At 44.3% G+C, this 18,847-nt stretch carries 15 protein-coding genes and 1 riboswitch; of the genes, 11 read left to right on the forward strand and 4 right to left on the reverse strand.

Annotated elements, in window-relative coordinates; genetic code table 11:
• The first annotated feature begins 41 nt into the window (after nt 1-41).
• From D1155_RS15595 to D1155_RS11750, 5 genes are all read left to right on the forward strand, one after another.
• On the forward strand, nt 42-4,298 hold the full coding sequence (locus D1155_RS15595; RefSeq protein WP_201759592.1) for a hypothetical protein: 4,257 nt from the start codon (nt 42-44) through the stop codon (nt 4,296-4,298).
• A gap of 317 nt (nt 4,299-4,615) precedes the next feature.
• Nucleotides 4,616-4,696: riboswitch (cyclic di-GMP riboswitch) on the forward strand.
• Between the two features lie 125 nt (nt 4,697-4,821).
• Entirely contained in the window at nt 4,822-5,889 is a 1,068-nt protein-coding gene (locus D1155_RS11735) for a CAP domain-containing protein (RefSeq protein WP_160202602.1), read from the forward strand.
• Between the two features lie 270 nt (nt 5,890-6,159).
• Nucleotides 6,160-7,755 carry a CTP synthase gene (locus D1155_RS11740; RefSeq protein WP_160202603.1) on the forward strand — a complete coding sequence of 532 codons (1,596 nt, stop codon included), beginning with the start codon at nt 6,160-6,162 and terminating at the stop codon, nt 7,753-7,755.
• A 106-nt stretch (nt 7,756-7,861) separates the two neighbouring features.
• Nucleotides 7,862-8,128 carry a type II toxin-antitoxin system RelB/DinJ family antitoxin gene (locus tag D1155_RS11745; RefSeq protein WP_160202604.1) on the forward strand — a complete coding sequence of 89 codons (267 nt, stop codon included), beginning with the start codon at nt 7,862-7,864 and terminating at the stop codon, nt 8,126-8,128.
• The gene (locus tag D1155_RS11750; protein WP_160202605.1) at nt 8,121-8,399 is read left to right on the forward strand and encodes a type II toxin-antitoxin system YafQ family toxin; all 279 of its coding nucleotides are present in this window, start codon (nt 8,121-8,123) and stop codon (nt 8,397-8,399) included. The genes D1155_RS11745 and D1155_RS11750 overlap by 8 nt, the downstream gene beginning before the upstream one ends.
• A 131-nt stretch (nt 8,400-8,530) precedes the next feature.
• Here the strand turns inward: D1155_RS11750 and spoIIID are convergent, their stop codons facing one another.
• Both spoIIID and D1155_RS11760 read right to left on the reverse strand, forming a co-directional pair.
• Nucleotides 8,531-8,785 (reverse strand): sporulation transcriptional regulator SpoIIID, encoded by a 255-nt coding sequence (gene spoIIID, locus D1155_RS11755; RefSeq protein ID WP_160202606.1) that lies wholly within the window; start codon nt 8,783-8,785, stop codon nt 8,531-8,533.
• 154 nt (nt 8,786-8,939) lie between these two features.
• Entirely contained in the window at nt 8,940-9,812 is an 873-nt protein-coding gene (locus tag D1155_RS11760) for a LysR family transcriptional regulator (RefSeq protein WP_160202607.1), read from the reverse strand.
• A 249-nt stretch (nt 9,813-10,061) separates the two neighbouring features.
• On the opposite strand from D1155_RS11760, the gene D1155_RS11765 reads away from it, so the two are divergent.
• The 5 genes from D1155_RS11765 to D1155_RS11785 all read left to right on the forward strand — a co-directional run bounded on the left by D1155_RS11765 (nt 10,062) and on the right by D1155_RS11785 (nt 16,166).
• On the forward strand, nt 10,062-10,745 hold the full coding sequence (locus D1155_RS11765; protein ID WP_160202623.1) for a response regulator transcription factor: 684 nt from the start codon (nt 10,062-10,064) through the stop codon (nt 10,743-10,745).
• Nucleotides 10,735-12,084, forward strand: a complete 1,350-nt coding sequence (locus tag D1155_RS11770; protein ID WP_160202608.1) for an ATP-binding protein — start codon at nt 10,735-10,737, stop codon at nt 12,082-12,084. Before D1155_RS11765 ends, D1155_RS11770 begins: the two co-directional genes overlap by 11 nt.
• A gap of 32 nt (nt 12,085-12,116) precedes the next feature.
• The gene (locus tag D1155_RS11775; RefSeq protein ID WP_160202609.1) at nt 12,117-13,859 is read left to right on the forward strand and encodes a Na/Pi cotransporter family protein; all 1,743 of its coding nucleotides are present in this window, start codon (nt 12,117-12,119) and stop codon (nt 13,857-13,859) included.
• Nucleotides 13,860-14,067: 208 nt separating this feature from the next.
• Entirely contained in the window at nt 14,068-15,081 is a 1,014-nt protein-coding gene (mreB, locus tag D1155_RS11780) for a rod shape-determining protein MreB (protein ID WP_347560995.1), read from the forward strand.
• Nucleotides 15,082-15,989: 908 nt separating this feature from the next.
• Nucleotides 15,990-16,166, forward strand: coding sequence for a hypothetical protein (locus tag D1155_RS11785; RefSeq protein WP_160202611.1), 177 nt, complete (start codon nt 15,990-15,992; stop codon nt 16,164-16,166).
• A 103-nt stretch (nt 16,167-16,269) separates the two neighbouring features.
• Here the strand turns inward: D1155_RS11785 and D1155_RS11790 are convergent, their stop codons facing one another.
• Together D1155_RS11790 and D1155_RS11795 are read right to left on the reverse strand one after the other, a co-directional pair.
• Nucleotides 16,270-17,151, reverse strand: coding sequence for a LysR family transcriptional regulator (locus D1155_RS11790; RefSeq protein ID WP_160202612.1), 882 nt, complete (start codon nt 17,149-17,151; stop codon nt 16,270-16,272).
• A gap of 81 nt (nt 17,152-17,232) precedes the next feature.
• A complete protein-coding gene (locus D1155_RS11795) occupies nt 17,233-17,427 on the reverse strand; it encodes a hypothetical protein (protein ID WP_160202613.1) in 195 nt (64 codons plus the stop codon).
• Nucleotides 17,428-17,715: 288 nt separating this feature from the next.
• On the opposite strand from D1155_RS11795, the gene D1155_RS11800 reads away from it, so the two are divergent.
• The gene (locus D1155_RS11800) at nt 17,716-18,846 is read left to right on the forward strand and encodes a class I SAM-dependent RNA methyltransferase (protein WP_160202614.1); all 1,131 of its coding nucleotides are present in this window, start codon (nt 17,716-17,718) and stop codon (nt 18,844-18,846) included.
• Nucleotide 18,847 lies beyond the last annotated feature (1 nt).

Below are 18,847 nucleotides of genomic sequence, written 5' to 3' on the forward strand. Positions count from 1 at the left end.
CGAGCTGCTTGCGGCAGCTTGGAAGCGGTAGGAGGTTTTTTATGAAAAGAATAAAGAAAGAGTGCATTGTTTTTTTGTGCTTGATGCTGATTCTTTGTGGAAATCTGGGCGTATTTGCGGCAGATATCATCATGAATCCGGGCGAAAGCTGGGGGGCTTACCAACAGCGTGTCTATAATGCACGAAAAACAGAGTTTGATGCGCTTCAAACAGCAAATGCGGGAAACACTGTTCCTGCAGATGAGGTATGGACGCTTAATGCGATGCAGGAGGCGACGGATGGAGACGGCAACGGACTTGTGGATGTGTATACGGCGGCGCAGCTTCGCTGGGCGCTAGTAAACAAGAAGTCTCTAGAACTGAAAAACGATGTGGACTTAGGCGGACGCAACCCTGCAAACAATTGGAGTCCGGTTGCTGATCCAGGCAGCATCACCATCGAAGGAAATGGACATACTATTTATAATCTGTATACTGCCGGATCTGGCAAGATGGGTATGATTTCAACTGTAGACAGAGGAAGTGCAGATTTTAAGATGCAGAATCTTCGTTTCCGATACTGTCATGTAGAGTCTAGCGGGCAGTATTCGGGCGTAGCGGTTGGCTGGCTGCTTGCAGGCAAGATGAAGCAGGTGTCCGTTGAGGATTCTATTGTTCATGGAGCAGCGCATACGGGCGGAATTGTCAGTGGATGGAATGGCGATGGCTCTACCTCTTTAAATAGTTTCTTTGTACACATGGATCAGTGCCATGTGCGCAATGTGACAACCTATGGGACAAGCTGTGTTGGGTCTTTTGTAGGTCCGGTTTCTGGATATAAGATTACCAATAGCTATTCTATTGACAGCTATGATATTTCTACATCATCGCATTCGGGAGGCTTTATATCCTGTCCGGGCAACTGCTGGATAGAGAACTGCTTCACGAATGTTAAGCTATATTGCAATACTGACGGCGGCGTATTCTATGGAATCGGTCATTATGCAAACCATTTTGAGAACTGTTTCGCCTCTGGCGTTGTAGAAGGAAGCAGCAATGTAGGTGGATTCTTTGGCAGAGATGAGCAGAATACCGATACTTGCATCAACTGTTACAGCACCTCCATGGTCGGTATGCAGAATACGGCAAGCACCATGGGAGGATTCTATGGAGGCGCTACAGGAGATACCAGAATACAGAACTGCTACAGTACCGGTGAGGTAGGGACGACAAAGACCAAGCCGGGAGCGAGCGGCTCAACATTAGGAGGTATCGGCGGAAATAATCCAGGTGCTGCTACTTTTAGTAATTGTTACTTTGATAAGCAAACGTCTGGCATGGGCGAGTATGCAATCGGTACTTTAACCCATAATTCGTTTGCTGGAATCACTGGCTATCTGACTGGACAGATGATTGGCGATGCCATGAAGGAAGAATTCGGTACAGACGGAACCTGGACTTATCAGAGCGGTGTATATCCGCAGCTTTCTGTATTTACTAATCCGAGTGAAAGCTTCGGTAATGAAACAGACAGAGCAATCGCAAAGGCATATTCCGCGGCGTCTGTATGCACAGCACTGCTACAGCCTTCTAATCTGAACAAGACTCAGGAGGAATTGGAGGGTTTCAGTACTACCGATTATGATACAGTGCGTAATATTTCTGTATTGTTCCCACTGACCAACAACAGGTTGGCAGGTTATGACGGCAGTGGTTTCGATATTTCGTGGGAGACACGCGATGGCTACACTTGTCAGTTACCGGGGGACATGAACGGACTGCCGGTTATTACGCTGGATCCGAAGACTTATGAGACAACAAACTTCGCGCCTGGTGTGGGCTGGACTGACGTATCGGTTAGCACGGGCATCACCAATCCGCAGAACGGCGAAGAAATCGTGGGACAGCGCTTCATGCGTCTGGTGCCGACAACCGTTATTTCACTGGCCAATGGCAGCGCTGGGGTAGACCAATACATTTATGTTAAGAAAGACAATCGTTTGCCTGATGAAGCAACCAAGTACGACCACAGAGAAAGTGTTATCTTCGCACTGGGATCTGCGACTGATGTGGACACCGGAAGCATCAGGACTACGCCGTATCCGGCGGATGATACCACCTTTGGCTATGATGAAACAGGAACTCCTGTTGGCACAGAACTTACTGGTACGGGTACTGTGGGTGGTAAGGTTATAGTAAAGGTATCCAAACTGAATGAAGCAACCGGAAAGTATGAAGATCAGCATATTGAAAGCAACGAAGAGTTGCAGAAACTTCTGCTGAACCAGCGTAGTGCGGAAGAAAAGGACAAGGGCGTTTATAAGCTGCAGTATGAGTGGTATAAGTCTGGAAATTTAGAAGGCGGCTGTATCGTCAACAGTAAGACGCTGACCGTGCGCGAGGTACTGACTTTAGCTTATGATAAAAACTATCCAGAACCTACTGGGGGAACGCGGGTAGAAAAAGACGATTATCCTTATGTGGTTGGACAAAGTGTAAATGATGCGGCGCAGAACTTCCCAGAATCACCGGAAATGAAAGGGTATACTTTCATGGGCTGGTCTACTGACCCGAAGGCAAATCCGGAACGTTTTGATGCTTTTACAGCAGATACAAAGCTGAAAGACGATACTGTTGCCTATGCGGTCTGGAAGATGAACACTTATGATGTTACTACTGCAAAGACTGGTCAGGGCACTATCAGCAGTTCTGAAAGCTATAAATATAAAGAGAATGCTACAGTCACCTGGGAACCTGCAGAAGGCTGGCGTGTGAGCAGTGTTATGGTGGATGGAATCATTCGTGATGATTTGCTGCCTGCAGATGGCTGCAAATTTGTCAGCATAGACGCAAATCATAAGGTGCAGGTTCGCTTTGAAGAAGGTACTGCAGATGACGATGAGACTGCGGGAGGAAGCTTTGTCAGTGTTGCAACGTCAACAGAAGGTCTGGGAAGTATCAGTGAAGCAAAAACCTTGAAAAAGGGTGGCGATTATACAGTTTCCTGGAAACCTGCAGATGGCTGGAAAGTAAAAGAGGTATGGATTGACGGCGAAAATGCTGAGGCATTAAAAGATGTAGGCGAGATTGCTTTTCAGGATGCTGCGGTAAACCATACTGTACATGTTGTTTATGTTCGTGAAGATGGCAGCAGCCTGGATGCTGATCAGGTCTGCGTAGTTGAAACGTCTGTTGCCGAGGGTGAAGGTACGATTACGGCGACTGGACAGGTACAGAAGGGCGAAGACCATACTGTGACTTGGGAAGCCGGTAAAGGATATAAAGTTGTAGAAGTCACTGTTGACGGTGAGGTGCGGCCAGATTTACTGAATGCAGGAAATGTGACCTTTGAAGCTGTGGACAAAGACCATACAGTGCAGGTAAAACTGAAGAAAAAACCTTCTCTTATTATCATTGATTCGGACGATAATCCAGGCGGAGAGGAACCGGACGATAAGCCAGACGATAATCCGGATATTAACAAGGATACCGACGGAGACGGCAAACCAGACATTAACATCGATACTGATGGAGATGGTAAACCGGATGTAGACATTGATACCAACGGAGATGACAAGCCAGACATCAACATTGATACCGATGGAGACGGCAAGCCGGATATTAACAAGGATACTGACGGAGATGGCAAACCAGATGTAGATATTGATACCAATGGAGATGGCAAACCGGATATCAACAAAGATACCGACGGAGACGGCAAGCCAGACCTCGACATCGATACCAACGGAGACGGCAAGCCGGATGTCAATATCGACACTGACGGAGACGGCAAACCGGATATCAACGTTGATACCAATGGAGACGGCAAACCGGATGTGAACAAAGATACCGACGGAGATGGCAAACCAGATATTGATATCGATACTGATGGAGATGGCAAACCGGATATCAACATTGATACTAACAAAGACGGCAAGCCAGATCTTAATATCGACACCGATGGAGACGGCAAACCAGATATTAATATTGACACCGATGGAGATGGTATCCCTGACCTTAATGTCGACATCGATGGAGACGGCAAACCGGATACTAACATCGATACTGATGGAGATGGCAAGCCGGATGAAAACGTTAAAACGCCAAGTGAAATTGACAAACTGATTAAAGACAACAACAAGGAAGACCAAAACGCCGGAAATAAGACCAATGACGATGAGGAGGATGAACTTCCTTGGTGGATTCCAAGAACCGGTGATACGAGCAATATGCTTACTTGGTTGGCAATCCTTGCAACTGCATTACTGGCACTTACCGGTATGATAGCATGTGTGGAAAAAAAGCGTGAATCTAAATAAGATGGATTCCTGCAGGTAGGCAATCCTTTGAATGTTGTTTGTGAAGAGGCTGACTCATTTGTTTGAGACAGCCTCTTCTTTTATTGTGTTTATACAGAAAGATCCACATAACCATGTTTTATGTTTTGTATTATATTTCTGAAAAATACGATGATAGCACCAGAAAACGGGTTAGAATATGTATGGAGTTAAAACTGAAAGGATATTGAAAAACGCAAATATGTCCTGATAATAAAAGTGAAGATTTAGTGAAAATATAACCGAAAAATGCATGTAATCTATTGACAAAGCGTATTAAATATGTTATTGTAAAAAAGTAATTTTAAAGGCAAAATCGTTGTGAAGCGATGACGCAAAGCTATAGGGTCTTGCAAGAAACAAGATAGCCAGTTGTACTTTACAGTTAACAGAATTGTTTAATTGGAGAATGATAGCTTGGCACGTTGTACGGCTATTTTTTTTGTCGAAAAACTGTAGTGCAATACAAAAAGAATTGATATTAAAAGTTTTAGAGAGGAAGAAAATGATGAAAAGATTCGGAACTTTTGTTTTAACTCTTTGTGTAGTGCTCACTGTCATTATGACAGCAGGTCAGGTGACCTATGCAGCAGAATCCGAACAAGGGGCGACAATGTATCCGCAGGCAGAAATCAAGGCGCCGACTTCTGTGAGAGCAATCACTTCAGGAACGCATACCATCAAAGTTTCCTGGAAAAAAGTAAGTGGTGCGGAAGAATATCAGATTTATCAACGTAATACCAAATCGAATACTTGGAGGAGGGTTCGTACTACTGAAAAAACAGCAGTGACTTTTACAGGATTATCCCAAAATACAACTTATAGGTACAAGATTCGTGCAGTTGATTCTGGAAAGGTTTCAGCATTTAGCAGCAATGTTTCTGCTAAAACCGGCGTAGTCACAAGGATTTCTCTCAGCAGAAAGACGAAGAGCCTTTATGGAAACGGCTCCTTTGTACTGAAGGCTACGGTGAGTGCGAAGGCGCCGGCTAAAACTGTCCGCTGGTCAAGCTCCGATTGTACGGTTGCAACAGTCAGTACCTCGGGCAAGGTCACTGCTAAGAGAAAAGGGATTGTAAGGATTACGGCAAAAGCGCATAATGGCGTTACCACATCCTGCTTGGTAACGGTAGGAACTGAGTTTGACAGAGCCTACCAGAAGGAAATGCTCAGACTGGTCAATGACCTGAGAAAAAAGAATGGGCTGAATTCTTTGAAGTACGCATATCACCTTCAGGCGGCAACAGACATACGTGCATATGAAGCCTGGGCATATAAGCAGATGGGACACATGCGCTATAATAAATATGGAAAAGAAGCTGCTTTCAATTCCGTCTACACAGATTTGGAGCTGAATCTTGACTATAACGGCACCGGCGAAAATTTGGCATGGCGCTCCAACTCCTTTAATGATCCGGTTGCAGCAGCACGTGCATATTTCGAGCAGTGGAAGAATTCTCCGGGGCATAGAGCAAATATCCTTCGCAAAGGCATCAAGTCTATGGCAGTATCTTATCTTTATCAGAGCGGGAAAAAGTTTTCGGGCGCATCGGCGCAGCTGTTTCTGATGTAATAAAATTAGACTTTGTTTGAGAGCCGCCTTATATATGGCTGAAAGGAAGAAGACCGCGCGGTTATAAAAAAACTGCTGGACTTTTTCCTGTAAAAGTCGTATAATATTTCAGTAATATTATTTTATAAATTGCGCAAAGACATAACAGAAATAAGGAGAAGATGGCGAACTTTAGAAAGTTTCGGGATCTTGTGTATCCTTCTCACTAAAAAGCCGGATGCCTTATTTTTTTTAGTTTTTGCGTTTTGTTTTTTTGGAAGGAGTGTAGCTATGAAAAAATATATCTTTGTGACAGGCGGAGTTGTATCCGGACTTGGAAAGGGAATTACGGCGGCGTCCTTAGGTCGGCTTTTGAAAGCAAGAGGCCTGAAGGTGGCGGCACAGAAGCTGGATCCTTATATCAATATCGACCCGGGCACCATGAGCCCTTATCAGCATGGAGAGGTTTTTGTCACTGAAGATGGTGCTGAGACGGATCTGGACCTGGGACATTATGAGCGGTTTATCGATGAAAACCTGAATAGGTTCAGCAACCTGACTACAGGAAAAGTCTACTGGAATGTGCTGAACAAGGAGAGAAATGGCGATTATCTGGGCAGCACTGTACAGGTTATTCCTCATGTGACTAACGAGATTAAATCGTTTATTTACAATGTTGGAGAAACGTCTTTAGCCGATGTAATTATTACTGAAATTGGCGGAACTGTAGGGGATATTGAGAGCCAGCCGTTTCTGGAAGCGATTCGTCAGGTTTCTCTGGAAGTGGGCAAGGAGAATTGCATCTTTATTCATGTGACCTTGGTGCCGTATATCAAAAGCTCCGGTGAACACAAGTCCAAGCCGACTCAGCATTCGGTTAAGGAATTGCGTGCGCTGGGGATTTCGCCGGATATCATCGTAATGCGGGTGGACGAGCCGGTAGACCAGGACATCGTCGATAAAATCGCACTGTTCTGTAATGTGAAAAAGGACTGCGTCATTGAAAATATGACTCTGCCGACTTTGTATGAGGCTCCTGTGATGCTGGAAAAGGCAGGACTCAGCTGGATCGTCTGCAGGGAGCTTGGAATTAACGCTGGTCCATGTGAGATGGAAGACTGGAACAAAATGCTGACACGGATTGAGAACAGAAGCAAGTCTGTGACTATCGGTCTGGTAGGTAAATATGTAAAATTGCACGATGCATATCTTTCTGTTGCTGAAGCCTTGCGCCATGGAGGTTATGAGAATGATGCCTGCGTCAATATCAAGTGGATTGATGCGGAGGATGTAACTTGTGAAAGCGCAGAATTGGTATTAGGCGATGTTGATGGGATTTTAGTGCCGGGCGGTTTTGGTGATCGTGGTATTGAAGGTAAAATCCAGGCAGCAAAATATGCAAGAGAAAAGAATGTGCCATACCTTGGCATTTGTCTTGGCATGCAGACGGCAGTAATTGAATTTGCTAGAGATGTTCTCGGCTACTCTGATGCGGATTCAGGAGAATTTGCAGAAAACGGTGCCCACAATGTTATCGACTTGATGGCGGATCAGCAGGGTAATATTCCTAAAGGCGGTACTATGCGTCTTGGCGCTTATCCTTGCAAAATCCGGGAGGGCACTGTGCTGGAAAAAGCCTACGGCACATCTGAAATCAGCGAACGTCATCGCCACAGATATGAGTTCAATAATTCTTATAGAGAGGAAATGGAGACAGCGGGAATGACGATAGCTGGCACTTCCCCTGATGGCAGACTGGTAGAGGCAGTGGAACTGAGAGACAGAAAGTTCTTTGTCGCCGTCCAGTATCATCCGGAATTTAAGTCAAGACCCAATAATGCACATCCGCTGTTCAGAGAATTTATCGCAGCAGCGGTGAAATTTTAATTATGGGACGTGTTCTAGGTGAGCAAGAGGAACGTTTTATGTGCAATGCACTTGAAATATAATAGAAATAAGCATATAATAAGAATATATCAAGGGAGGTGTTTTTATGGCGAAGAAATGTAATTTAACATTACGCATTGAGCCAGAGCTAAAGGCGCAGGCAGATGAGTTATTTAAAACCTTGGGATTAGATTTAAGTACAGCTACAGGACTTTTTTTCCGGCAGGCACTAATGCACCATGGGTTACCTTTTCCGGTAAAAGTTGTAGAACCAAATGATACTACCTATGCGGCAATGGAAGCAGCTGAAAATGGAGAAGTTTATGGTCCTTATGATAATATGGAAGATTTGATGGAGGCTTTGAATGCTTAATGTCAAATTTACTGCACAATTTAAAAAGGACTATAAGTTGGCAGCTAAGAGAGGTTGTGACCTTAAAGAAATGATTCAAGTAATAGATCTTTTACGAAATGAACAACCTTTACCGGAGTCCTATCACGATCATGCGTTAGTTAACTCAAGGCACTATAAAGGAATGCGAGAGTGTCATATTCAACCGGACTGGTTATTAGTCTATAAAATTGTGCAGGATACATTAGAACTAAGACTAATCCGAACAGGCTCACATAGTGATTTGTTTTAAAGATTAAATAATAAAAAAGCAGGAAATCCCTGCTCTGACTGTAGACAAAAGCCTAAATCCCTTAACAGGGATTTAGGCTTTTTACCACCCTTTTGAAGGGTGGGCATGATTTAAAAGATTATCCAATTATGTTATTCATCCTGATGACTGTACTTTTCTCTGGTGGCAAGACCGCCTCGTATATGTCTTTCGGCTTTATTGACGTCCAGTACGGTTTTTACCTGTGCGGCAAGCGAAGGACTGATTTCCTGCAGCCTTTCTGTAACGTCTTTGTGTACAGTACTTTTGCTGACTTTGAATTCTTTTGCAGCGGCTCTGACTGTCGAATTGGTCGAAATAATGTAGTTGGCCAGCGAAAGTACTCTCTCCTCTATGTAATCCTTCATAATAAACACCGCTCCTTAAACTCAAGTTAGAACCAATATATGCAGGGAAGAGAAGGGATATGCAAAAGAATTCAGATTATAAAGCCGCTGATGGAAAGTGGTTGCCAATCAATAGAAAGAAACGGGAGGCAGCTGGACCAAAGCCTATCAGAGGTTAGAGTTTTTCTGTCCATCTTTGTATGTGAGCCCAGAAATCTGCGGCAGCAGCCGACAGCAGAGAGAGATCTTTGCATGCCATACCGATTTGGCGGTATCTGGGCGGGGCTAAAGGAACGGCAATAATTTTTCTGTCAAAACCGCGGAGCATCATTTGGGACATCAGACTGGTACCGAGTCCCTGTTCTACCATGGCGATGACTGCATGGTCGTCGCTTTCGATAAAGGCAGGATTAAGGGTAATGCCGCTTTGCGTAAGAACTTCTGTAATTTCATCGTCAACGCCTTCGTTTAAAGCAATGTAAGGAAGTGTTTTCAACTCTTCTAAAGAAAAATATGTTTGATTTACCTGCGGGGCTTCTGCAGAAAATACGCCGACGATAGGATCCTGATAGAGAAATACTTCGCAGCAATCTTCGGCGGTAGGGTAGCGAGTAAATCCGATATCTACCTGATTATTCTGTACCCATTCTACAATTTCATCGTTGTTTCCATGCAGCAGCTGAAAACGGATACCGGGATGCAGCTCTGTAAATTCTTTGATGATACCAGGCAGCCACTGTGCTGATACACTGTTGAAGGTACCGATGGTAATCAGCCCTAAGTTCAGATTTTTAATTTCTGCGGCACATTGCAGCAGGCGGCGCTGTTCATTGAGGAGCGCCTGAATATGGGGCAGAGCCAATTTTCCTTCCGCAGAAAGACGCACGCCGCGGCGATCCCGAACTAAAAGCGGAAAGCCGAGTTCTGCTTCTAGGGAATTTAGCATGCGTGTCAGTCCCGACTGGCTATAGCCAAGTTCTTCAGCAGCAGAAGTCAATGTACCGCTTTCTAAGACTTTCAGTAAAACTTCGTATTGGATGATTTGCATGGGTGCCTCCTTTTCTTGCCTTGTCTAAAATTGCATTTATATAATGATAAATCATGGAACGGATATAAACTATTATTTTAAGTTATGATACTTTTAGTATATCGCCGCAAGAGAATAAGTCAATACTTAACTGAAACTTGGCTTTGTATCTTTTCTGGTTTTGCGGGAAAACTTAACATGAATTTAACATTAAAATTCTGGCTTTTTAAGCAGGCTTATAGTAGACTTGAAGCAAAGGAGAACTGCGAGATGATTTATTTGGTAGAAGATGATGACAGCATTCGTGAACTGGTGCTGTATACATTAAATAATGCAGGTTATGCGGCAAAGGGGTTTGCTGTGCCGTCTCTGTTTTGGGAGGCGATGGAGCAGGAACTTCCTCAGCTGATTCTGCTGGATATTATGCTGCCCGAAGAAGACGGACTATCTGTTTTAAAAAGATTGCGCGCATCTGTGAAAACTGCCAGAATGCCTGTCATGATGCTGACAGCAAAGGGAACGGAATATGACAAAGTGATTGGACTGGATTACGGTGCAGATGATTATATGCCGAAACCTTTTGGCATGATGGAACTGCTTGCACGCATCAGAGCGCTTCTACGCAGAGCATCTGCTTTGGATAAGCAGGAAGAGTATCGAATCGGCAATCTTTTTCTTTCTGTGTCAAAACACATCGTTTCAGTAGATGGAACAGAGACAGCGCTGACGCTGAAAGAGTTTGAACTTCTCGCTTTGCTGATGAAGCAGCAAGGGCATGTGTTTACCAGAGATCAGCTGCTATCCAGGATTTGGGGATACGGCTTTGATGGAGAAAATAGAACAGTAGATGTACATATCCGGTCATTGCGCCAGAAATTAGGCGCCTGCGGACATTACGTCGAGACCGTAAGGGGGCTGGGTTATAAAATTGGAGAGGTAAAGGATGAAGAATAGAATTTTCAGAGGGATTTTTTCGGTGGCAATCCTGGTCTGGATATCATGTCTGGTGCTTATTTTAGGCGCACTGTATCTGCAGTATAATGAGCAGTATGCGCAGGAGCTGCGCATGCAGAGCCGCCTTGTGGCGCAAGCCTTAGAAACAGGTGGTACTGGTTATTTTGACGGATTGAGCCTTGCGGAAAATCACAGAATTACTCTGATTGCCGCAGATGGAACAGTGGAATACGATTCTTCTGCGGGGAAACAGGAGATGGAAAACCATAAAGACAGGCCTGAGGTAAAAGAAGCGGAGAAGTCAGGCTATGGAGAAGCGGTTCGTTACTCTAAGACATTGGCGGAAAAAACCATGTACTGCGCTGTTAAGTTGTCCGATGGCAGTGTGCTTCGGGTTTCTCAGGTGCAGTTTACAATTTTTACGCTGATTTTAAGCATGCTGCAGCCTATTTTGATTGTTTTACTCATGGCGGTGCTGCTGTCCGCCATGCTGGCGGCGAGGATTGCCAGAAGAATTGTAGAACCGCTGAATCAGATTGACTTAGCACATCCGCAGGAAGCGCAAACTTATGCAGAGGTGCGCCCTTTGGTGCGGCGTATTGCGGAACAGAAGCAGGCTCTTGACAGCAGAATTAGCAGGCTAGAGACTGATGTGGACGAAAAGACTAAGGAGGCGGAATTTCGTAAAGAATTTACTGCTAATGTGTCCCACGAACTAAAAACACCTCTGACCTCCATCAGCGGTTTTGCGGAAATTATAAAAGCCGGCATGGTGAAAGAAGAGGACATTCCTCGGTTTGCCGGCCGAATTTATGATGAAGCGCAGAGGCTGATTATGCTGGTGGAGGATATCATCAAACTGTCCCAGCTGGACGAAGGTCGGATTACCGAAAAGAAAGAACAGATTGATTTGTACCTGCTTTGTCAAAACGTGCTGAGCCATTTGGATAAAGCCGCAGAAGACAGGAAGATTCAGCTGAAACTTATTGGAGAATCCCTTTATATTGAGGCTGTCATGCAGGTTGTGGAAGAAATGATTTATAATCTCTGCGACAATGCGATAAAGTATAATCGAGAGGGTGGCAGCGTGACGGTTTCTGTTATGGAAAAGGATGGAAGACCAACCGTATCGGTGTCAGATACCGGTATTGGAATTGCTGAAGATGAACTGGATCGAATCTTCGAGCGATTCTACAGAGTCAATAAGAGCCACTCTAAAGAAATCGGCGGCACAGGTTTGGGGCTGTCCATTGTCAAACACGGCGCAGCATATCATGAGGCGCAGGTTCAAATAGAAAGCAGACTCGGCGTTGGTACACATATTTCGATACAATTTTAAACAGAATATGAGATAGAGAGGAAGGGATATTTATGGATATATTTTCGCTGATTTCGCTGCTCGGCGGACTGGCGCTGTTTCTTTACGGAATGAGCCTGATGTCATCTGGGCTTGAAAAACTGGCAGGCGGTAAGCTGGAGGGCATTTTGAAGAGGATGACAGCAAGCCCGCTTAAAAGCCTGTTTCTGGGAATCGGTATCACGGCGGTAATTCAGAGTTCTTCAGCTGTAACCGTTATGCTGGTGGGGCTTGTGAACTCTGGCATTATGGAACTGGCTTCTACCGTAGGCGTTATTATGGGATCGAACATTGGCACTACTATTACGGCGTGGATTCTCAGTCTGGTCGGTGTAGAAAGTGATAATGTGCTGATAAAGCTACTGAAACCGGAATCCTTTTCGCCGGTACTGGCGTTGATCGGTGTGATTCTGATGATGAGTGCGAAAAACAGCAGGAAGAAAGATATCGGAAGCATTCTTGTAGGATTTGCAATCTTAATGTACGGTATGAATTTTATGAGTGGTGCGGTAAGCCCTTTGAAAGATATGCCGGAATTTACATCAATCTTAACCGCATTTACCAATCCGATTCTGGGAATTGCAACTGGTATTTTATTGACTGCAGTGATTCAAAGTTCATCGGCATCGGTGGGTATTTTGCAGGCGCTGTCATTGACGGGCAGTATTTCCTACGGAATGGCAATCCCTATTATCATGGGTCAAAATATCGGTACCTGTGTAACGGCACTGATATCCAGTATCGGCGTAAACCGCAATGCAAAGCGGGTTGCAGTGATTCATATTTCATTTAATATTATAGGAACTGCCATTTGTCTGCTTATCTATTTTGTGGCTCACTATCTGGTAGAACTGCCGTTTCTGACAGAGGTAATTGGTCCTGCGGGTATTGCGGTGGTGCACAGTATTTTCAATATTACAACTACGCTGCTCCTGCTGCCGTTTACGAAGCTTCTTGTAAAGATTGCAGAACGCAGTATCAAGGAAGAGCCGGAGACTGAAATTGCATTTCTTGATGAAAGACTTTTAAATACACCGTCTATTGCAGTGCAGGAATGCGGACAGATAACCATAGAAATGGGACATATCGCAAAAGAATCAATTCTTAATGCCATGGAACTATTTTCTCATTATGACGAGAAAAAGGCGCAAAAGGTCATTAAGCTGGAAAAAGAAGCAGATATCTATGAAGATCGGCTTGGCTCTTATCTCGTAAAGCTGTCAGCCTGTGCTTTATCTGATGCAGATAGTAATTCTATATCCAAAATGCTTCATGTGATTGGAGATTTTGAACGAATTAGCGACCATGCGGTGCATATCATGGAAGCAGCAAAAGAAATGAAAGAGAAAAAACTTGTCCTTTCAGAAAGCGGCAGACATGAGCTTGAAACTGCTACGGCAGCAATTCGTGAGATTATGGGGCTTGCAATTATAGCGTTTGACGGAAATGATATGGAGTCAGCATATAGGGTGGAACCGCTGGAGGAAGTCATCGGAGATTTGGCAGAAGAGGTGAAGCAAAATCATATTTCGCGTCTGCAGAGCGGGGTTTGCACTATTCAGCAGGGCTTTGTTCTTTCTGACATCATGACCAATTATGCCAGAGTTTCCGCTCACTGCTCAAATATTGGCGTTGCAGTAATTGAACTTTCTCAATCGTCCTTTGCTGCCCATCAGTATTTGGGGAAACTGAAGACGATGGATGATCCTGCATTTAAGGAAATGTTCAGGGAATACAGGCACAAATATGCCCTTTAAATGCTGCAGCAGAATCTTAATGAATCTTAAGATGGAAAATATGTGCAATTGCATTGAAAAAACTTCAAAAATTGTATATAATATTTGCATATATCGTTTTGGATTCTTCGTAGAATTTATTTGACTGGCGTATATTGTTGGCTTTGTCTGCAAATGCTATAGAGAAATAATCGCGGAGAGGTAGATTTTAGAGAAAAGGAGTATGCAAATGGCAAGTGAAGTAGGAATAGACTTAGGGACAGCCAATGTTTTAGTATATATAAAAAATAAAGGAATCGTGCTCAATGAGCCTTCTGTTGTGGCAATTAATAAGGATACAGACGATATTTTGGCAGTGGGTGAAGAGGCAAGACAGATGCTTGGAAGAACGCCTGCTAATATCATTGCGGTAAGACCGCTGCGCGACGGTGTGATTTCTGATTATGATATTACAGAAAGAATGCTGAAATATTTTATAAAAAAGACCTGCGGCAGCGGCAGATTTTTCAAGCCTAAAATTATGGTCTGCGTACCGAGCGGCGTGACAGAAGTTGAGAAGCGAGCGGTCAGAGAAGCGGCAACGCAGGCAGGCGGCAAGGATGTGTATCTGATGGAAGAGCCGGTTGCGGCTGCCATCGGTGCAGGTATTGACATTTCACAGCCTGACGGTGTTATGGTCATCGATATCGGCGGCGGTACGACGGATATTGCTGTTATTTCTCTTGGCGGCATTGTTGCAAGCACTTCCGTTAAGATTGCAGGGGACAAGTTCGATGACTCCATTATTAAATATATGAGAAAAGTACACAAGCTGTACATTGGGGAGAGAACCGGGGAAGAAATCAAAAAGACTATCGGTACTGCGTATCCAAGAGAAGAGAATATGACGATGGAATGCAGAGGCAGAGACTTGGTAACCGGTCTTCCAAAGACTGTTGAAGTTAGCTCCGAAGAGATTATGGAAGCGCTGGAAGAGCCGCTTCATACAATCTGCGAAGCAGCACACAGTGTGCTGGAGCAGACACCGCCTGAACTGGCTGCAGATATCAGTAACTCTGGCATTGTCATCACCGGCGGCGCATTGCTTTACGGCATTGACAAGCGTATCGAAGCGCGTACTGGGATCAAGGTGCGTATTGCTGACGACCCGACTTCTTGTGTTGCCATTGGCACAGGTAAAGCACTCAATGAACTGGAATCGCTGGAAGGCAATTCCCTCAATAGGAGAGCGCCTTATCTATAATGGTTCTGCCCCACGAGAGGAATCGCGAGTGGCAAGGCAGACCTTATGCTTTTGTGATCCAAGAACGAAGTGATTGGTAAGGCACAAGTCGTATAATGGAGTTGTCCCAATTTGCGAAGAAAATTGATGGAAACTCCTTATGCTTTTGTGACCCAAGAACGAAGTGATTGGCAAGGCACAAGTCGTATAATGGAGTTGTCCCAATTTGCAGAGTAAATCACGTTTATCCAAAAGTCCTGCACGGATCTGCACCGCCTCTTTGCGGCGCAGCTTTGTACGGGATTTTTTGTGCTCTTATCATAAGTGATACTTATGATAAAATAAGAATCATTCGTTTTACTTAATATAATAGTTGTGATATGATAATGACAACGAAAGAAAAACAGCGCTGCAATTGATGGGATGATGGCATTCATTTTTGCTATCTGTCCGACACTGGCAGACATGGTGGAAATTCAACCGATTTCAAGAGAAAATTTGGGCAATTTACTGCAGTCACGGAGTAATCCAAATCTTAAGGATTAAAATAAATGCATAAAAATCGAGAAGAGTTGTCTCAATATAAAATGAGACAGCTTTTTTCGGCTTTAGGCCAGTGCTTGCTTGAAGCAGTTAGCTTGACAGGTTTGTGTACGGGAATAAAATAAGAATCAAGCTATACCGAGGATTTGTCACGCGCCATATTTGACCTTGATTTCTGTATACATGGCGCGGACCTATGAGAAAGTGCCAGATAGAAAAGCTTTTTTAGAAAAAATGGCGGCAGCAGAAAGAAATGCAGCTCAGATAGTCGAAAAAACTTTAGCATCCTACAGTAAAATATCAAAAAAGCACGTATCAGGCGGCAGGCGCACGCCAGTTTTTTAGAAAATGAATCCCAATATGGCGTTTGGCGAATGGCTGGCGCCATGTATACAAAAAAACGCTTTGAATATGGCGGTTTCCATGGGGTAAACGCCGGATATACAAAAAAATCCTGCGATTATGGCGCGCCGGTTTCTCCGCAGCATGAACTACCGCATACCAATCAGATTCAATCAGATTCAATCAGATTAAATCTGATTGAACTTCATCCCGACATTTGATTTGGACCTTTTTTAGCCCAATATCATTTTTACTGCAAGGGGACAGTCTCAAAAGTAAGGAAATGAGACTGTCCCCTTTCGTTAGCTGAATTTCAATACGGGGTCATTTAGGAGTGTCCTGAAACTCCGGCTGCGACAGAAAAAATTTGAGAAATTTTCTCGCGGCAATAGGCATCGTATCCCAGTTATGCCAGCAGGCAGATAAAAGACGAGTAGGTTTTTCTTCGATTTCTCGTATAACAATATTAGCGCTTGTATTGGCAAGGAATACTCGATCTATGATAGATACGCCCAGTCCCTGTTCAACCATGATGATAATACTGTTGTTATCATAAAGGTGAAACTCAATGTTTGGTGTTAGTCCTGCTTCTGAGAAAAAATGAAGCGGGAGACTGAACTTGCCTTCGTCATCAATAATAAAGGGTTCTGTAGCAAGATCTGCTAAGGTTACAGTCTTTTTCTCAGCTAATGGATGGTCCGCAGGTAGAATGGCAACAAGTTCCTGCTTGTAGAATGTCTTAATTGGTAAGCCTGAAGCTGCACTCGGTGTAGTAAAGCCAAAATCAACCTGGCGATTTTTGACCTGCTGGATAATATCTTGATAGTCACCTTGATGCAGTTCGAATTTAACAGTCGGATATTTTTCCTTAAAGGCTTTCATGACCAGCGGCAGATAATATCGGCTGATACTAGTGTAGGTGCCAATGCGGATCAGACTGTTTTCAAGTCCTTGCATTTCGGAATGTTTTCGTTCAAGAGACTGTTCTGCATTGTAAATTTCCTGCAGATAGGGGAAATATCCTTGACCGTCACGGGTAAGCCTGATACCACCTTTTTCGCGGGTCACAAGGGTAGTGCCGAGTTCTTGCTCCAGTGACTTGACCGACTGGCTGATAGCGCTTTGAGAGTAGCTGATTTCCTCTGCTACCTTGGTAAAACTGCCGCACTCTATGACTTTGCAGAAGATTCCATATTTGGATATCATAAAAAGCCTCCTTCGAGTTTCGGATAAAAGATTTCATTGTATTTATTATATTGGGAACAAGCGGTTTGTGTCAACGGAATCTTATTCTTCCCAGCCTAGCTTTTTAGCGATGGCAGCAGGGCAGAGGCTTAGACAGATAGCGCAGGTTGCGTCAATAAATCCCAACAAAAGCTGAAGCGCCGGTGTCAGCGGCATCAGGCAGAGCAGCATCGTAAGCCCGATTACCAGCAGCAGGCTTAGAATGAATACGAAAAGGTGTGTTTTTATTTTGTACATATAAATCCCTTCTTTCTTAGTGCATTTTTGTATCATAGGCGCATAATAGCATAAACTCAGGGGATGCGTCTTTTATCATATCGTCAATTTTGCTTTACACCACCACAAAAAACGAGTATCATAGAAATGATGCCTATACGACTTAGTGGCATTGCCAAAAAACTTTCATTCTTTGGTTTTAAGCGTTTTTTTGACAATCTGAGGACGATACAGACGTGCGCGGCAAGCGCACAAGGCAGACCTGATGACGTGGCGGCAAAAGAATGAAGACAGGAGCACAGAATACATATGAAATTGGAATTAATTGCAACCGCAACTTTTGGACTTGAAGCGGTAGTAAAACGTGAAATACAGGATTTAGGGTATAAGATTCTGAAATCAGAAGACGGAAAAATTACCTATCTGGGCGATGAGCGGGCGATCGTGCGCAGCAATTTGTGGCTTCGCAGCGCGGACAGGGTGCTGCTTAAAATGGCGGAATTTAATGCGGTGACCTTTGAGGAACTTTTTCAGCAGACCAGAGGGCTTGCTTGGGAACAGCTGATTCCCCTGGATGGAAAATTTACGGTGACAGGGACATCGGTGAAATCAAAACTCCACAGTGTTCCTGCATGCCAGAGTATTGTAAAAAAGGCAATTGTAGAGCGGCTCAGAGAATACTATATGGCGGAGTATTTTGCGGAAACAGGCGCAGAATACTCCGTAAAAGTAACAATTTTGAAAGATCATGTAACTTTGACGGTGGATACCAGCGGCGCAGGTCTGCATAAGAGAGGCTATCGCGTGCGTGATGTTGCAGCGCCTATCAAGGAGACTCTGGCAGCAGCTATGGTGCAATTGTCCTTTTGGCGTGAAGGCAGATTGCTGGTAGATCCATGCTGCGGCAGCGGCACAATTCCCATCGAAGCTGCTATGATCGGCAGAAACATTGCGCCGGGACTTAATCGGGTCTTTGCGGCGGAAGGCTGGGAGCTGATTGATTCAAAAGTCTGGAAAGAAGAGCGAAAAAAGGCTTTCGGCGCTATAAATTATGACAGCGAGCTTCGGATCTTTGCTTTTGACGTGGACGAAAAAGCTATCACAAGCGCTAAGGAAAATGCCATCGAAGCGGGTGTGGATGACTGCATCATATTTAAGCAGATGCCTATGCAGAAACTCGTAGCAAAAGAAACCGGCGGCATTATTATAACCAATCCACCTTACGGTGAGCGAATCGGTGAGAAGAAGCAAATTGAGAGTATTTATCGGAAATACAGCGAGTTTTTTAAGGAAAATCCGACCTGGTCACTATTTCTGGTGACTACAGATAAGGAATTGGAGGCGAAGACTTTGGGAAGACCTGCAGACCGCAGGCGTAAGCTTTACAATGGCAGACTTGAGGTGTGTTATTATCAGTTTCACGGGAAGAAGGAGTTCTAAT

Origin of the sequence: Anaerotruncus sp. 80 (assembly GCF_009936115.1) — a bacterium.
In the GTDB taxonomy this organism is placed as follows: domain Bacteria; phylum Bacillota; class Clostridia; order Peptostreptococcales; family Anaerovoracaceae; genus Senimuribacter; species Senimuribacter intestinalis.

Bases quoted from the DNA above. Each gene is read 5' to 3' on its own strand.
- D1155_RS15595 (WP_201759592.1), top strand. From the start codon at position 42: ATGAAAAGAATAAAGAAAGAGTGCATTGTTTTTTTGTGCTTGATGCTG.
- D1155_RS11735 (WP_160202602.1), top strand. From the start codon at position 4,822: ATGATGAAAAGATTCGGAACTTTTGTTTTAACTCTTTGTGTAGTGCTC.
- D1155_RS11740 (WP_160202603.1), top strand. From the start codon at position 6,160: ATGAAAAAATATATCTTTGTGACAGGCGGAGTTGTATCCGGACTTGGA.
- D1155_RS11745 (WP_160202604.1), top strand. From the start codon at position 7,862: ATGGCGAAGAAATGTAATTTAACATTACGCATTGAGCCAGAGCTAAAG.
- D1155_RS11750 (WP_160202605.1), top strand. From the start codon at position 8,121: ATGCTTAATGTCAAATTTACTGCACAATTTAAAAAGGACTATAAGTTG.
- spoIIID (WP_160202606.1), bottom strand. From the start codon at position 8,785: ATGAAGGATTACATAGAGGAGAGAGTACTTTCGCTGGCCAACTACATT.
- D1155_RS11760 (WP_160202607.1), bottom strand. From the start codon at position 9,812: ATGCAAATCATCCAATACGAAGTTTTACTGAAAGTCTTAGAAAGCGGT.
- D1155_RS11765 (WP_160202623.1), top strand. From the start codon at position 10,062: ATGATTTATTTGGTAGAAGATGATGACAGCATTCGTGAACTGGTGCTG.
- D1155_RS11770 (WP_160202608.1), top strand. From the start codon at position 10,735: ATGAAGAATAGAATTTTCAGAGGGATTTTTTCGGTGGCAATCCTGGTC.
- D1155_RS11775 (WP_160202609.1), top strand. From the start codon at position 12,117: ATGGATATATTTTCGCTGATTTCGCTGCTCGGCGGACTGGCGCTGTTT.
- mreB (WP_347560995.1), top strand. From the start codon at position 14,068: ATGGCAAGTGAAGTAGGAATAGACTTAGGGACAGCCAATGTTTTAGTA.
- D1155_RS11785 (WP_160202611.1), top strand. From the start codon at position 15,990: ATGTATACAAAAAAACGCTTTGAATATGGCGGTTTCCATGGGGTAAAC.
- D1155_RS11790 (WP_160202612.1), bottom strand. From the start codon at position 17,151: ATGATATCCAAATATGGAATCTTCTGCAAAGTCATAGAGTGCGGCAGT.
- D1155_RS11795 (WP_160202613.1), bottom strand. From the start codon at position 17,427: ATGTACAAAATAAAAACACACCTTTTCGTATTCATTCTAAGCCTGCTG.
- D1155_RS11800 (WP_160202614.1), top strand. From the start codon at position 17,716: ATGAAATTGGAATTAATTGCAACCGCAACTTTTGGACTTGAAGCGGTA.